The organism is Streptomyces toxytricini (genome assembly GCF_014649915.1).
GTDB classification, from domain to species: Bacteria; Actinomycetota; Actinomycetes; order Streptomycetales; family Streptomycetaceae; genus Streptomyces; species Streptomyces toxytricini.
The window spans coordinates 93,626-107,910 of the sequence record NZ_BMTY01000016.1 but is presented as its reverse complement, the minus strand read 5'-3'; the positions used below and the strand labels follow the sequence as shown (position 1 = coordinate 107,910).

Here is a 14,285-nt window from a genome sequence, read left to right as displayed (position 1 = left end):
CCGACGCATCACACGGGGGACGGCGACATGCTGACGTACGCAGAGATCATGACCACGGACTTCTCGGCACTGACGACGGCCGCAGGCAAGTGGGAGTCGATGGCCGGAGAGATCAAGAAGGTGGAGGACCGCTACAAGGACACCGTCCAGAAGGTCACCATGGGACCCAACTGGGTCGGCGTCAGCGCAGGCGTGGCCCAGACCAACTTCGCGGGCACGCGCTACGAGTACGGCGCCGCGCAGATCCAGGCAAAGGCCGTCGGGTCCCTCCTGCGCGACGCCCACACCCAGTTCGTGGACTTGAAGAAGAAGCTCGAATCCGCGCGGGCGGAGGCCGTCGAGGCCGGTATGAGCGTCTCGGAAGAGGGACGGGTCTCCTTCGACTACGCCCGGCTCACGGATTCCGAGCGGCGCGCCTATCGGAACGACCCGGACGGCCAGCGGACGGTCAGCGAAGCCGTGACCAAGTGGCAGAAGCACATCGACGACCGTGTGAAGGCCGTCTCCGACGCCGACGAAGGCGTCAAGATCGCCCTCGATGCCGTCGTCCTCGACAGCAACAAGGACGTCGGCGGCAAGGGCGACGACCAGCTCAACGGCTTCAACGCCGGAGCCAAGGGCGACATCGAGCTCTACGAGGCCGAGCACGCCAAGGACATCGCCACCCGTCTCAACGGAGGGGAGAAGGTCTCCGCTGCGGAGGTCGCGGAACTGGGCCGCTCCTTCCGGGACAATGCGGACAACAAGGCGTTCAGCCAGACCTTCGTCGGCGGCATGGGCGCCGGCGGCACCATCAGGCTGGCCAACACCCTGAACAACCGGGCGCACGGCGGCGACGAGTCCCAGCGCGGCCTGTACCGCGACCTGAACAAGGGGCTCGCCGGCACCCTGGCGGGAGCCACGGCGGTACCCGAGTTCAAGGGTTCGGACGGCAAGAAGCTGGTGTACGGGACGAAGGCCTACCAGGACGCCTTCACCGAATGGTCCAAGGGATCGGACGCGAAGTTCTACAACGACTTCATGGGCGACCTGAGGAAGGCCGGCGTCGAGAAGTACGAGCTGGACGTCGTCGGCGACAAGATCGCCGTCGGCACCGGGCACGGCCAGGATGTGCGCGGCTACCAGGCCCTTGCCACACTCATGCAGCAGGGCAGCGGGTACTCGCCGCAGTTCCTCGGCGACCTGACGGACGACATGATCGCCGCGGAGAAGAAGGACAGGGACATCTGGGACCTCCACGGGTCCTTCGACGACAAGAAGGACGGCTGGTTCAAGAACGACCCGGTCGACGGCGTCCTCAGCATCATGAGCCGCGACCCGGAGGCGGCCACCGGCTACCTCGACCCGAAGGCCGACGGTGACAAGGACCGCCTGAAGTACCTGCTGAAGGACCGCGACTGGGACTTCGGCAACACGATGGACTGGCGGGGCAACATCGAGACGACCGGCAAGGACACCTCCGACGGCGACGTCCGCAACGGCCTCGGCCTCGCCCTGGAGGCGGCGACCACCGGCCACACGCCCCTGGGGCCCGGCCAGGACCCCTGGCCGCAGACACCGCACACCGAGGCGCAGTCCCGGATCATGCACGACGTCATCGGCACGCTCGGCCCGGACCAGAAGGTCCACGAGAACCTGCGCGAGCCGCTGGCCCGCTCCCTGGCCTCGTACTCCGCGGACACGCACGAAATCCTGGCCGGACTGGACGGCAGGTACATCCGGGCCTCGGGCGACGGCCACTTCACCGAGGGCGGAACCACCCACATGTCCGCCTCGCAGAAGGACCTCGTCCAGTTCATCCGGGGACTCTCGGACGACCCGGAGGCATACGCCACCCTCTACAAGGCGGAGTCCCGCTACTCCAACCTCGTCATGGAGGGCATTCCCCAGGGCGCGACGGGCGACAACCTGCGCAACCCCCTGGACAAGTCCGGGACCGTCCTCGGCGTGTACAGCTCGGTCATGGAAGACGTCGTCAACGACGACCGCATGGGCAAGTACAGCGAAGCCGACTGGAAGGCGAAGGTCGCCTACCACGTCATCGGCGGCGCGGTGACACCGCTCTACTTCACGACGGCCGGCGGGGTCTCCGTCGCCTTCGGCGACTCGCTCCAGCGAGGCGTGGACACCTGGGCCTGGCAGTGGGGCAACGAGATGAAGGCCGAAGCGGACACCGAGGCCAACGCGAAGATCGCGGACAAGTACCTCACCGTCAACAACCAGGTCCCCATCATGGTCGAGGACTGGGCCAAGGACCGCCCGGACCTCAGCGGCCAGACGGTGCAGTCGCTGAGCAGCCAGATCCTCAACGGCCACGACCGCGGCGTCAACACCGCTCAGAAGTACCTGACCGACACGACCAACTGAGCCATCGCGGCCCGAGCGAGGAACACCATGCCCGAAACGATGTCAGCACGCCGATCACTCCGCCCCCGGGTCGCCGTGCTGTTGGCCCTCTGCCTGGCGATCGCCGGCGGGATCGGCGGCTGGCTCGTGTTCGGCCGGGAGTCCGGTGAACGCTGCAACGGACTGCTGCAGAACGAGCGGGCGCTCGATGCGGTGACGGCGGCCGGCGCGGACCGGCCCGCCACCTGTGCCGAACTCGGCGACGCGATCACCGCGGCGACCAAGGGGGACGAGCGGGGCCGGCACACCGTGGCCCAGGCCCAGGCGATGAAGACGGTCCTCTACGCCCTCGCCCCGGCGAAGGGGCACCGCGTCCGACTCGACCCGGAGCTGCGGCGCCCGCTGGCGTCGGCCCTGGCGGACTACGGCGCCGACGTCTACGCCCGACTGCACTCCCTGGATCCCGAGTACACCGCCAAGGCCGGGGCCGATGCCCCGCCCTGGCAGGACGCCCGAGGCGTGCACATGGCTGTCGAATACCTCCACCTGCTGAACGTCCTCGTGGCAGTCGCGGAGGAGCCCGAGGCCTACGCCGGCATCCGGCAGTCCGCCGCCCGGCACGCCGCGCAGGACCTCGCGTCGGTCCCGGCCGGCGCTTCCGGAGACGCCGTCGACGCCCCCGCCGCGCGCAGCGCACGGGCCCTCGGCGCCCTGAACGGCGTCGCGGCCGCGGCGGCCGGACGACTGGACGGTGAAAAGTCCCGCACCTGGCGGACGCAGGCCGCCGAAGGGCTCCTGGCGTCCCCCGCAGGAGCTCCCCCCGGGGACGCAGGCGCCGCCCGCATCATGTCGGCGTGGACGAACGGCCTCCGGGACGCCGCCCCGGACGCGCGGGCGGACCGCGTCCGCGCCCAGCCCGTGGAGATGATCCGCATCTGGGGCACGGAACGCGGACTGGCAGAGGCGGCGTTGCAGGGCATGCGGTCGGCGGCCGAGAACTCCTCGACCGCCGCCGAGCACGAGGCGGCGCGCGCCCTGGACAAGTGACCCCGCTGCGTCATCCCGGCGGCACCGGATTCACCGCCGGGACGACGGCGTCCGGGATGACGGGGTCCAGGACCACGGCGTCCGGGGTGAACGCCACCTGCTGCGGGGTGCCGCAGTCGGCGGTTTCCACCGCGACCTCCCGCCCGCACCCCGCGCACGCCAGGTTCGGGCCCTGCGAGCCGCTCGGCCCGCAGCAGCCCTGCCGGCGCCGCGGCACCTCCGCCACCCCGCGGACGTCCCCCCGGCCCAGCACCGCGTACGGTGCCCCCGGCTGCGCGGCCGGCGCGCCGGCGGGCGGGTGCGTCCACGACAGGTGGTACGGGTCGGGGTCGTGGGCGAAGGTGCCCGGCGCCAGCCGAGGCGGGCACTCCCCGCCGTCGGGGAGCTCGTACGGCAGCGGCGCCCCGTCCAGGGGCGGCAGCGGGACCTCGCGCACCGGGGCGCTCAGCACGGCCCGGCACCCCGCACAGCGGAACACGATCACCACCCCATCCTGCCCGGCCCCACCGGGGCACGTACACCGACTCTCGCGTCCGATTCCCGGTGGGGTTCGACGGCCCGGCGTGGTGTGATGGAGACATGATCGAACAGTTCCTGGCCCGAGACCTGTCCGCCGTCGAGGAAGCCGTCCGCAAGGCGGCCGCCGCCGAGATCATGCCGAGGTTCCGGCAGCTCGCCGACCACGAGGTCGACGAGAAGAGCGGGCCGCACGACCTCGTCACCGTCGCCGACCGCAAGGCCGAGGAGCACCTGACCGCCTCCCTCACCCGCCTCCTGCCCGGCTCGGCCGTCGTCGGCGAGGAAGCCGTCCACGCCGACCCGACCGTGTACGGGGCACTGCGCGGCGACGCCCCCGTCTGGATCGTCGACCCCGTCGACGGCACCCGCCAGTTCGTCTCCGGCGACCCCGCCTTCTGCACCCTCGTCGCCCTCGCCCACCGCGGCGAGATCCTCGCCTCCTGGACGTTCGCCCCCGCACTCGACGAGATGGCCACCGCCGTCCGCGGGCAGGGCGCACACCTCGGCGGTGAACGCCTCTCCTGCGGGTCCCCCGAACCCGGCACCGACCTGCGGGTCGCCGTCGCCCACCCGCTGTACACCACCGACCGGGACAAGCGGATCCTCTCCCGCCTCGACGTGCCCGGCGTCGCCGCCCGGCCCTGCGGCTCGGCCGGCCTCGAGTACCTGAAGGTGGCCCGCGGCGAGGTCGACGCGCTCGCCTTCACCTGGCCCTCCGCCTGGGACCACGCCGCCGGGCTGCTCCTCGTCGACGAGGCCGGCGGCGCCCAGTGCACCGTCGCCGGGGTCCCCTTCCGGGTCGACCGGGACAACGAGCTGCCGTTCGCCGTCGGCCGGGACGAGGCCACCGCCGTCCGCGTCCGGGACCTGCTGCGCGAGGTGTGAGACGCCAGGGGCGCACAGGGTGTCGGAATATCCTGGGGGCGCAGCCGCCGCCGGACGAAAGGGTCACATGGTGCCGTCGATTCTCGATGCGGTCGTGGTGGGGGCGGGGCCCAACGGGCTCACGGCCGCGGTCGAACTGGCCCGCCGCGGCCACTCGGTGGCCGTCTTCGAAGCCGCCGGCACGGTCGGCGGCGGAGCCCGCACGGAGGAGCTCACCCTCCCGGGGTTCCGGCACGACCCCTGCTCGGCCGTCCACCCGCTGGGCGCCGGCTCCCCGGCGTTCGGCGCGATGCCGCTGGGGCGTTACGGGCTGGAGTGGCTGCACGCGCCGCTGCCGATGGCGCACCCCTTCGACGACGGCACGGCCGCGGTGCTGTCCCGCTCCGTCGCCGAGACCGCGGCCTCCTTCGGGGCCCGTGACGCCGGCGCGTACCGGCGGCTCGTCCAGCCGTTCCTCGGCAAGTGGGACACCCTCGTCCGCGACTTCATGTCCCTCCCCGGGACCGCCCTGCCCCGCGACCCCGTGACCCTCGCCCGGTTCGGGCTCGCCGGGCTGCCGCCCGCCACCTGGCTGATGCGCCGCTTCCACGAGGAGCGGGCCCGCGCCCTGTTCTCCGGGCTCGTCGCCCACGTCATCGCCCCGCTGAACGGCCTCGCCACCGGCGCCGTCGGCCTCGTCTTCGCACTCGCCGCGCACACCGTCGGCTGGCCCATGCCGCGCGGCGGCTCCCAAGCCCTCTCGGACGCCCTCACCGCCTACCTGGCCGACCTGGGCGGGACCGTCCACACCGGGTTCGAGGTCAAACGCCTCGACGACCTGCCGCCGGCCCGCGCGTACGTCTTCGACACCTCCCCGACGGCCCTGGCCCGCATCGCCGGCCTCGGCCGCTTCTACGACGGCTACCGCTACGGCGCCTCCGTCTTCAAAATCGACTACGCGCTGTCCGGACCCGTCCCGTGGACCGCCGAAGCACCGCGGCGCGCCGGCACCGTCCAGATCGGGCCCCGCACGCGTGACATCGACGCCGCCCTGCAACTCGCCGGCAGCGGCCGCGCCCCCCGCAACCCGTTCCTGATCACCGCACAGCCCAGCCTCGTCGACCCCGGCCGCGCGCCCGAGGGCAAGCACGTCTTCTGGGCGTACGGGCACGTCCCCGCAGGCTGGGACGGCGACCTCACCGACGCCGTCGAACGCCGACTGGAGCGCTTCGCACCGGGCTTCCGCGACCTCGTCCTCGCCCGCGCGACCGCCGGCCCGCCCCAGCTCGCCGCCCGCAACCCCAACTACGTCGGGGGGGACATCGCCTGCGGCGCCGCCTCCGGACTCCAACTCCTCCTCCGGCCCCGCCTGTCGCTGTCCCCGTACACGACACCCCACCCGGCCGTCTTCCTCTGCTCCTCCGCCACCCCGCCCGGCCCCGGCGTCCACGGCATGTCCGGCCACAACGCGGCCAAAGCGGTGTGGCGGCACCTGCGAAAGGCCCCGTGAATGGTCCGCATCACCCTCGTCCGGGGGGACATCACCACCGAACACGCCGACGCCGTCGTCAACGCCGCGAACTCCTCCCTGCTCGGCGGCGGCGGAGTCGACGGCGCGATCCACCGCCGCGGCGGCCCGGAGATCCTGGAGGCCTGCCGCGCCCTGCGCGCCTCCCACTACGGCAAGGGCCTGCCGACGGGCAAGGCGGTCGCCACGACCGCCGGCCGCCTCCCGGCCCGCTGGGTGATCCACACCGTGGGCCCGGTCTGGTCCCGCGACGAGGACCGCTCCGCCCTCCTCGCCTCCTGCTACCGCGAATCCCTGCGCGTGGCGGACGAACTGGGCGCCCGCACCGTCGCCTTCCCCGCCATCAGCACGGGCATCTACGGCTGGCCGATGGACGACGGCGCCCGCATCGCCCTCACGACGGTCCGCGAGACGCCGTCATCGGTGGAGGAAGCCCGCTTCGTCCTCTTCGACGAGCGGGCGTACCGGGCGTTCGCAGAGCAGGCCGGCCCCTCGGAGACCGGGTGACGGGATCCCGCCGCGCCTGAGCCCCGTGAGCCCGCCTGCCCGCGCGCCCGGGGGCGGGCGGAAAATGCCTGCCGCGGTCGACGGGCGCTGCCGCAGAATCGGCCGCATGACTGACACGGGGATCATCCGCGACGCGGTCACCGGCTGGGCGGAGGGCCACGGCTCCGACGGGGCGGTGCGGGGGCTCGTCGAGGAGGGCGGCGTACGGACCGCGGTGCTGGTGGAAGGGCCCAGTGACCTCGCCGCGCTCGAAGCCTTGGCCGCGCGCTTCGGCCGCACCCTGGACGCCGAGGGGGTCTGCGTCGTCCCGATGGGCGGTGCGATGAACGTCGGGCGCTATGCCGGCCTCCTGGGCCCGCAGGGCCTGGGACTGCGCCTCACCGGGCTGTGCGACGCGCGCGAGCGGCCCTACTACGACCGCGCGTTCGCGCGCGCCGGCGCACCCGCCGACGGGATTTTCGTCTGTGTGGCGGACCTGGAAGAGGAGCTGATCCGGGTGCTGGGCGTACCGAAGACGGAGGAGATCATCGAGGCCGAGGGCGACCTCACGCCGTGGCGGACGTTCACGCGCCAGCCCGCGCAGTCGGGCAGGAGCCGGCAGGACCAGATGCGGCGCTTCCTCGGCACCAGGAAGGGCCGCAAGATCCGTTACGGCCACCTCCTGGCCGGAGCCCTCGAACCCGGCGGGACCCCGGCTCCGCTGGAAGCCCTGTTCAGCCGGCTGTGAGGCGGCCACCCCTCCGGCTTGGGTGGAAGGGCGGCGCCCCGGGTCAGCGCACGGCAGCCAGGACGCGGCTGTCGCCGTACTGCCAGACCGTGCCCGCCTCGCGGAAGCCCGCCTCGTGGAGGAGCGCGACGTGCGCCGACACCGGCAGGTCCGCGTCCGCGCACGGCGGGTGGCAGGCGGTGTCGTGGAGGGTGAGGTAGGGGGCCAGTTCGGGGTCGGCGGCCGCGCCCTTCCACCACGACTGCCAGTCCTCGTGCGTGAAGGCCAGGTTCCGTTCGGCGTGGCGGCGGCCCAGGTCGACCGCGAGGTCGCGGATGGCGGGGGAGTCGGGGCGGATGTGGTCGCCGTTGACGAACACCCCGCCCGGCGACAGGCGTTCGGCCAGGTCGCGGTAGACGCCGCCCAGGGTCTCCCGGTCGAGATAGTGCAGGGCGGTCGTCGAGACGGCCGCGTCGACGGGGCGGTCCAAGCCGAGCGCGTCGAGCCAGCCCGGCTCGCCGATCAGGGAGCGGACGTGCCGCAGCCGCGCCCGGGCACCGGCCCCGTAGTGGGCGCGGCCCAGCTCCAGCAGCAGCGGATCGGCGTCGACGGCGACCACCTCGGCGCCGGGCAGCCGCTCGGCCAGCCGCGCGGCCAGCGCGCCCGGCCCGCTGCCCAGGTCCAGCAGCAGCAGGTTACGTCTGCCGCGGGCGGCCTGTTCGACGACATCGGCGATGACCGTGAACCGCTCCTCGCGGTCCACCGCGTACCGCTGCTGCTGGCACTCCCAGCGCTCCACCCAGCGCGCCGCCGTCACCGCACTCAAATCCATAGTGAAAATCATTGCAGCTTGGCGAGGGCGGTGAGTAACTTCTCCATCTCTTCGAGTGTGTTGTGGACGTGCAGGCTGACGCGCACCGACCCGTCCCGCGGGTCACGCCCCGCCTGGCAGTGGTCGTCCGAGCGCACCATGAAACCGTGGCTGAACAGGATGAACCCCAGGTCCTGCGAGCCGATCCCGTGATGCCGGAACGTCACGATGGAGCCCCGCCGCTGTACCTCCGTGTCGGCGGCCAGGCTGCTGCGGCAGCCCAGCACCTCGTAGGCCGGCATCCGCGAAAGCCCGTCGGTCAGCACGGACGCGAGCGCCGCCGTCCACCGGGCGATCCGCTCCACCCCGGCCGCCTCCAGCCAGTCCAGGGCCGCCGCCAGACTCGCTATCCCCGCGGTGTTCGGCGTACCGGCCCAGCCGCCGGGACGGAACGCCGGCCCCCGCTCGCCGCGGGCCCACACCGCGCCCGTCCCCGGCAGGGCCAGCGCCTTGTGCCCGGAGAAGACGAGGAAGTCGACGTCCAGGTCGGCGACCGACAGCGGCTGGTGGCCGACGCTCTGCGCCGCGTCCAGGCAGATCGGCACGTCCGGGCCGACCGCCTCGCGGATGCGGTGCACGTTCATGTCGGCCCCGTACACGTGGTGGACGTGTGTCACGGCCACGAAGCGGGTGCGCGGGCCGACCAGTCCGGCCAGCGCCCGAGCGTCGTAGTCGCCGGTCCCGGCCTGGCAGGGCAGCTCCCGCACCGTGATCCGCACTCCCTGCGCGGCCAGCAGGTCCCGCGCCTCCAGCCACGGGTCGAGGTTGGCCCGGTGGTCGCCGTACGGGACGACGATCTCGTCCCCGTCGCTCAGCAGCAGCGGCAGCCAGTCGCGGGCGACCGTCCGCAGGCCCTCCGTGGTGCCGCTGGTGAAGTGCACCGACGACGGCCCCCCACCCCCTTCCGCCTTCGCCGACCGGTCGTCCAGGAACTCCCGGACCCGCTCCGCCGCCCCCGCGACCATCGCCGTCGTCGCGTTCGCCCACGGGTACGAGCCGCGGCCCGCGTTGGCGTTCGAGGTCGTCAGGTAGGTGTGCACGGCGTCCAGGACCCGCCGAGGCTTCTGCGAGGTCGCCGCACTGTCCAGGTACGCCTGCTCCGGGTTCGCCGCCACGATCGGGAAGTCGGCGCGCAGCGGCCGCTGCCACGCCGCCAACTCCCGCAGCTCCGCGCGGGGATCCGGCCCCGCCATCAGTCGCGCACCAGGGGCGCGCCCGCGTCCCGCCACGCCACGATCCCGCCGGCGAGGCTGCGTACGTCCGGGTGCCCCATGCGGGTCAGCAGGGCCGCGTACCGCAGGGACTGCTCGCCGACCGGGCAGGCCAGCAGCACCGGCCGGCTCGTGCTGAACGGCAGTCCACCGCGCACGAGCTCCGCGAACAGCTCGTCCACGATGTTGACCGAGCCGTCGATGTGCAGCGCCCCGTACGCGAACGGCCCGCGCAGGTCGACGACCAGCGGCCGCCCCGACTCCACCCAGGCCCGCGCCTCGGCCACCTCCACCGAGCGCGCGGCCGCCAGCTCGGCGTCCGTGACGGCGTCCACCGAGTTCCGCACGGGGGGCCGGCCCAGCAGCTCCGGGCGGCGCCGGCGGACGTACCCGAGGTAGCCCTCCGTGCGGTCGCACACCACGAAGACAGCGGTCCGCCGCTCCGTCAGCTCCGGGTCCAGCGACCGCAGATGGCGCACCGCGCCGTAATACGCGGCCCCGCCGGTCGGCCCGGAGAGCATCCCGCAGCGGCGCAGCAGCACCAGCATGCCGTCGAGGGCCTCGTCTGAGGTCACCGCCTCGATCGCGTCGTAGACCGCCGGGTCGAACAGGCCCACCTCCTGTGCCTCGTCGGCGGTGCGGATGCCCGGAATGAAGTCCGACTTCGCGCCGACGAGCCCCACCACACGGACCGCCGGATCGTGGGCGCGCAGGGCCCGGGCGATGCCCGTCGAGGAGCCGGCCGTGCCGACGCAGGCGATGAACCAGTCCGGCGCGCGGCCGTCCAGATCGGCGATGATCTCCGGGCCGGTGCCGTCTGCGTGCGCCTGCGCGTTCAGCGGGTTGAAGTACTGGTCGGTGTGGAGGTGCGCGCCCCCGGGGACGCTGAGCTGCTGGTGGAAGAGGGTCAGCGGATCGGCGGTGTCGGTCGGGTCCAGGCACTCGCTCTGCCCGGGCAGCTCCTCGATCCGCGCCCCGAGCAGCAGCAGCAGGTCCTTGACCTCGGGCACCCGCATGCGGTTGGTGACGCTCTTGAACGGCAGCCCGTGCATCCCCGCGATCAGCGCGAGCGCCTTGGCGGTGTTGCCGCTGGACAGCTCGACGACCGTCTCGCCCCGGGCTGCCGCGCCGGCCAGCCGGTCCCGCACCATGTTCCACGCCGGCCGGTCCTTCAGGGAGCCGAACGGGTTGAGCATCTCCAGCTTCGCGTACAGGTCGATGTTCCGAAGCCCGTGCACGTCCGGGTCGATCCGCACCAGCGGCGTGTTGCCGATGGCCTCCGTGATGCTGTCGTACCTCATGTGCCTCATCCCCCCGCTTCCGTGACCGGCCAGTACTGCTCGTCGAGGCACCAGCGCCAGACGCCCTCCTCCTCCCTGACGGCGACCTTCCGGGCCGAGGGCTGCCGCTGCGCCCGGGTGGCCGTGAAGTCCATGCAGTATCCGGCGGTGTTGGGGAACGCCAGCAGGTCGCCGGGGTCCGGCAGGCGCGGCAGGAAGACGGTGCGGCGGGTGATCAGGTCGGCCTCCAGGCACAGGTTGCCCATCAGGTGCACCCCGACCGGGTCGGGCCCGTCGGGGCGTGGCGGCTCGCTCTTCCTCGGGACGAGGACGGGGTCCACCAGCACCCCGTGGTCCTCCAGGCCGACGTCGCCGGCGTTGAGCGCGAGCCGCACCCACGGCGGCCCGCCGGTGTCCGTGCGGACCTCCAGCACCCGGCCGAGGGTCAGCCCGCACTGGTCGGCGAGGGCGCGGCCCGGTTCGGCGTACACGTCGCACAGGCTCTCCAGCAGCAGCGTGCCCAGCGGCCTGCCCAGGGTGGGGGCCGGCCGGGACAGCAGCTCGTCCAGGTAGGCGGGCCCGGCCGCCGGACGGTGGGCCGGATAGAGGGCCAGCGCGCCCTTCAGCGTGCCGTTCTCCGCGCGCAGGCCGTAGCCGTACCCGCCCCAGGCCAGCGGGCCGCGGCGGCCCAGCGCCGCCTCGGTGAGGGCCGTGGTGTACCGCTCCCACTGGGCCGCGTGCGCCAGGTAGCTGACGCCGTACCCGCCGCCCACGTCGATCGCGCGGGGCCGGAACCCGCGCGAGCGCAGCTCGTCGACCGCCCGGATGCAGCCCTCCAGGGCGGTGGCCTTCTCGTCGGTGCTCGTGGTGTCCAGGTGGTAGCCGACGCCGACGGGCTCCAGCGCGTCGCGGTGCTTCTCCAGCAGGTCCAGCAGCGGGCCCAGCGACCCGGCCGGGGTGCCGAAGCGGCTGCGCCTCGACAGGGTCCGCGCCCCGGCCGACTCGAACCCGGACAGCCGCAGCACGACGTCCAGCCGGGGCAGCCCCTGCGCACGGACGAGCCGGGCGGCCTGCTCCAACTCGCCGGGCCCGTCGGCGTTCAGGGTGGCGCCGGTGCGCGCCGCCAGCCAGAGGAAGGCGGGGTCCTTGGGGCCGGTCGCCATCAGCCGGCCTCCCGCGAAGCCGGCGCCGAGCGCGTGCTGCAACTCCTCGAGCGAGGCGGCGTCCAGGCAGGCGGAGGTGGCGGCGAGGTGCCGGACGAGCGCACTGGAGCCGGTGGCCTTGTGCGCGAAGTAGATGCGGCCGCCCAGCCGGTGCCGACGCAGCACGGCGGCGAACTGCGCGGCGTTGCGCCCGATCTCCTCGGGCAGGACGACGGCGAGCGGCGAGCCCAGCCCGTCGACGAGCCCGTGCAGGAACGGTCCGGCGCGCAGCAGCGAGGCCGGGCCCGCGGTGAGCCTCGGTTGCAGGTACAAGGGGGCGTCGCTCATTCCGGCCGTCCCTCCCAGACGATCGACTGCGGGCCCGCTCCGTGATCGATTCGCACGGCTGTGCACATCATCGCTCCACAACTGCCGCAGCTAAAGGGGGCGTGGGGAAGCACGGGGGGCGTGCGGCCGGAACGAACCCGACGCGGGCGGGCCCCGACGGCCCGCGGTGCCGGCCGCGATGCGGGCGCCGGGGACGCCGTACGAGGGCCCGCGCGCGGACCCCGCCGCCCTGCCGCGCCCCGTGCCGCCCGCCGGGCCCGCCGGTCTGGCGACCGCGGTCCGGGCCCTGGCCGCCCGGGCCCGGCGGGCCGAGGCTTCTTCGGCCGCGGTGCGGGGGCGGGGGGCGGCTTGCGAAGGCCCCGGCGCCCCCTTGCCCGAGCGGCGACCGGATGCCGGCCGGCCATGCCGGCGCGGTTTCGGCCGCGATGCAGAATCACGGGCGGCGTGCGCAGCCCGCACGCGGCGATCCGCTGCCCGGCTCAGCGGCTCGGGTCGGCCGCGGCGCCGGGGCCCGGGCGTACGGAAGCCCCGCGCCCGACGCCGGAACGCGGGGGCGTGCCGCCGTCCACCGGGAATCCGGCAGGGCATGTCGCCCCACACGTGACCCGGTGAGCCTTCCCGGTCACAGCACCGGCCCGGCGCCCGGGGCCCGGCGCCCAGGGCCCGGCGGGCGGTCACAGGGTGAGGCTCATCAGGACGTCGTCCCGGTCGTCGCCCGGGGCCACGCGCAGCGCCCCCGGCCAGCGGCCGACCTCCTCCCAGCCCAGCCGCAGGTAGAAGCCCTCCAGGTCGCAGCCGGACCGCACGCTGAGCTGCAGCCGCTCCACCCCCATCGCGCCGCGCGCCACGGCGGCCGCGGCCGCCATGAGGGCGGTCCCCGTGCCGAGTCGCCGCAACCGCGGGTGGGTCTGGACGTGGTTGACCACCGCGCAGTGGGCGACCAGCGGGTGAGGGTCGCGGCGCAGGACGAGCCATCCCGCGAGCGTCCCGTCGCGTACGGCGGCGAGCAGCCGGCACCGCGCCGGGTGCAGCCCGCCGAGGAGGCGCTCCACCTCGGGCGCGACGGCGGAGGCCGCCACCGGCGGCATGGGCATGCCCGGCGCGATCACCGCGCCTCCGGCGTTGGCCACGGCGGCCCAGCAGTCCGCCAGTTCGCGGGCGAGGCCGGGCGGGACGCCGTCCGGGCTGGTCAGGTGCACGATCTGGAACAGCCGGTCCGGGCGGTCCCCGCCCCCGGCGTCGCGGGTCTGCCGATCGGCCATGTGCGCTCCCCGCCGGCGGTGCGGGCGCCGCGGCCGCAGGCGTGCCGGCCCGTCCGCGGCCGTCCCGCCGGCAGGCCCGGCGCGGACCCCGGAGGACTACCCGCAGCGGGGTGGCCCCGACACGTCGGGGGCCGCCGGTGGGGGCACGGGCCACGGTGCGGCCGCGGCACGTGTCAGTCGTGCGGGGCCTCTCCGCTCACCCGGTGGTCGGCGTGGCTGAGCGCCTCCAGTACCAGCCGCCGCAGGTGGCCGTCGGTCAGCCGGTAGTGGACGTACCGCCCCTCCTTGCGGGCCTCCACCAGCCGCGCGAGCCGCAGCTTCGCCAGGTGCTGGCTGACGGCCGTACGGGACGCGGCGCACTGCTCGGCCAGCGAGCCGACGTCGGACTCGCCCTGGGCGAGCAGCCACAGCAGGTGCAGGCGCGTGGCGTCGGACAGCAGGGCGAACACGGCCGCCGCCTCGGCCAGCCGCGCACCGTCCGGCGCCCGCAGGTGCGCGGTGCCGGCAGGTGGCAGGGGATTGCTCGGAGGCATGGGGACAGCCTAGGGGCCCGTGCCGGAGAGGTGCCGCCCGGCCCGCGGCGACGCCCGGCCGGGGCGCCGGATCCGCCGTGCCCGGCCGCCGCACGCGGTCCGCGGTCCGGAGTGTGACGTC

Annotated in this window: 13 protein-coding genes; 6 read left to right on the top strand and 7 right to left on the bottom strand. The window is 74.2% G+C overall.

Going from position 1 to position 14,285, the window contains the following annotated elements:
- Positions 1-27 precede the first annotated feature (27 nt).
- Complete coding sequence (locus IE170_RS21090) at positions 28-2,367, top strand: DUF6571 family protein (protein WP_189810992.1); 2,340 nt, start codon at positions 28-30, stop codon at positions 2,365-2,367.
- A 39-nt stretch (positions 2,368-2,406) separates the two neighbouring features.
- Positions 2,407-3,393, top strand: coding sequence for a serine/threonine-protein kinase (locus IE170_RS21085; RefSeq protein WP_189810991.1), 987 nt, complete (start codon positions 2,407-2,409; stop codon positions 3,391-3,393).
- A gap of 10 nt (positions 3,394-3,403) precedes the next feature.
- Here the strand turns inward: IE170_RS21085 and IE170_RS21080 are convergent, their stop codons facing one another.
- A complete protein-coding gene (locus IE170_RS21080) occupies positions 3,404-3,844 on the bottom strand; it encodes a hypothetical protein (RefSeq protein ID WP_189810990.1) in 441 nt (146 codons plus the stop codon).
- Positions 3,845-3,972: 128 nt separating this feature from the next.
- On the opposite strand from IE170_RS21080, the gene IE170_RS21075 reads away from it, so the two are divergent.
- From IE170_RS21075 to IE170_RS21060, 4 genes are all read left to right on the top strand, one after another.
- Entirely contained in the window at positions 3,973-4,797 is an 825-nt protein-coding gene (locus IE170_RS21075) for an inositol monophosphatase family protein (RefSeq protein ID WP_189810989.1), read from the top strand.
- Positions 4,798-4,867: 70 nt separating this feature from the next.
- Positions 4,868-6,286, top strand: coding sequence for a phytoene desaturase family protein (locus IE170_RS21070; protein WP_189811049.1), 1,419 nt, complete (start codon positions 4,868-4,870; stop codon positions 6,284-6,286).
- The gene (locus IE170_RS21065; RefSeq protein ID WP_189810988.1) at positions 6,287-6,811 is read left to right on the top strand and encodes an O-acetyl-ADP-ribose deacetylase; all 525 of its coding nucleotides are present in this window, start codon (positions 6,287-6,289) and stop codon (positions 6,809-6,811) included. It begins immediately after the preceding gene.
- Between the two features lie 106 nt (positions 6,812-6,917).
- A complete protein-coding gene (locus tag IE170_RS21060; protein WP_189810987.1) occupies positions 6,918-7,538 on the top strand; it encodes a TOPRIM nucleotidyl transferase/hydrolase domain-containing protein in 621 nt (206 codons plus the stop codon).
- Between the two features lie 43 nt (positions 7,539-7,581).
- Here IE170_RS21060 and IE170_RS21055 read toward each other — a convergent pair whose 3' ends face one another.
- The 6 genes from IE170_RS21055 to IE170_RS21030 all read right to left on the bottom strand — a co-directional run bounded on the left by IE170_RS21055 (position 7,582) and on the right by IE170_RS21030 (position 14,164).
- The gene (locus IE170_RS21055; protein ID WP_189810986.1) at positions 7,582-8,349 is read right to left on the bottom strand and encodes a class I SAM-dependent methyltransferase; all 768 of its coding nucleotides are present in this window, start codon (positions 8,347-8,349) and stop codon (positions 7,582-7,584) included.
- Between the two features lie 8 nt (positions 8,350-8,357).
- Positions 8,358-9,581: an aminotransferase class V-fold PLP-dependent enzyme gene (locus tag IE170_RS21050; RefSeq protein WP_189810985.1), complete on the bottom strand. Its 1,224-nt coding sequence runs from the start codon at positions 9,579-9,581 to the stop codon at positions 8,358-8,360.
- Positions 9,581-10,900, bottom strand: a complete 1,320-nt coding sequence (locus IE170_RS21045; RefSeq protein ID WP_189810984.1) for a pyridoxal-phosphate dependent enzyme — start codon at positions 10,898-10,900, stop codon at positions 9,581-9,583. The genes IE170_RS21050 and IE170_RS21045 overlap by 1 nt, the downstream gene beginning before the upstream one ends.
- 5 nt (positions 10,901-10,905) lie before the next feature.
- A complete protein-coding gene (locus IE170_RS21040; protein ID WP_189810983.1) occupies positions 10,906-12,369 on the bottom strand; it encodes a type III PLP-dependent enzyme domain-containing protein in 1,464 nt (487 codons plus the stop codon).
- A 674-nt stretch (positions 12,370-13,043) separates the two neighbouring features.
- Positions 13,044-13,631, bottom strand: coding sequence for a GNAT family N-acetyltransferase (locus IE170_RS21035; RefSeq protein WP_189810982.1), 588 nt, complete (start codon positions 13,629-13,631; stop codon positions 13,044-13,046).
- A gap of 173 nt (positions 13,632-13,804) precedes the next feature.
- Positions 13,805-14,164: an ArsR/SmtB family transcription factor gene (locus tag IE170_RS21030; protein WP_189810981.1), complete on the bottom strand. Its 360-nt coding sequence runs from the start codon at positions 14,162-14,164 to the stop codon at positions 13,805-13,807.
- Positions 14,165-14,285 lie beyond the last annotated feature (121 nt).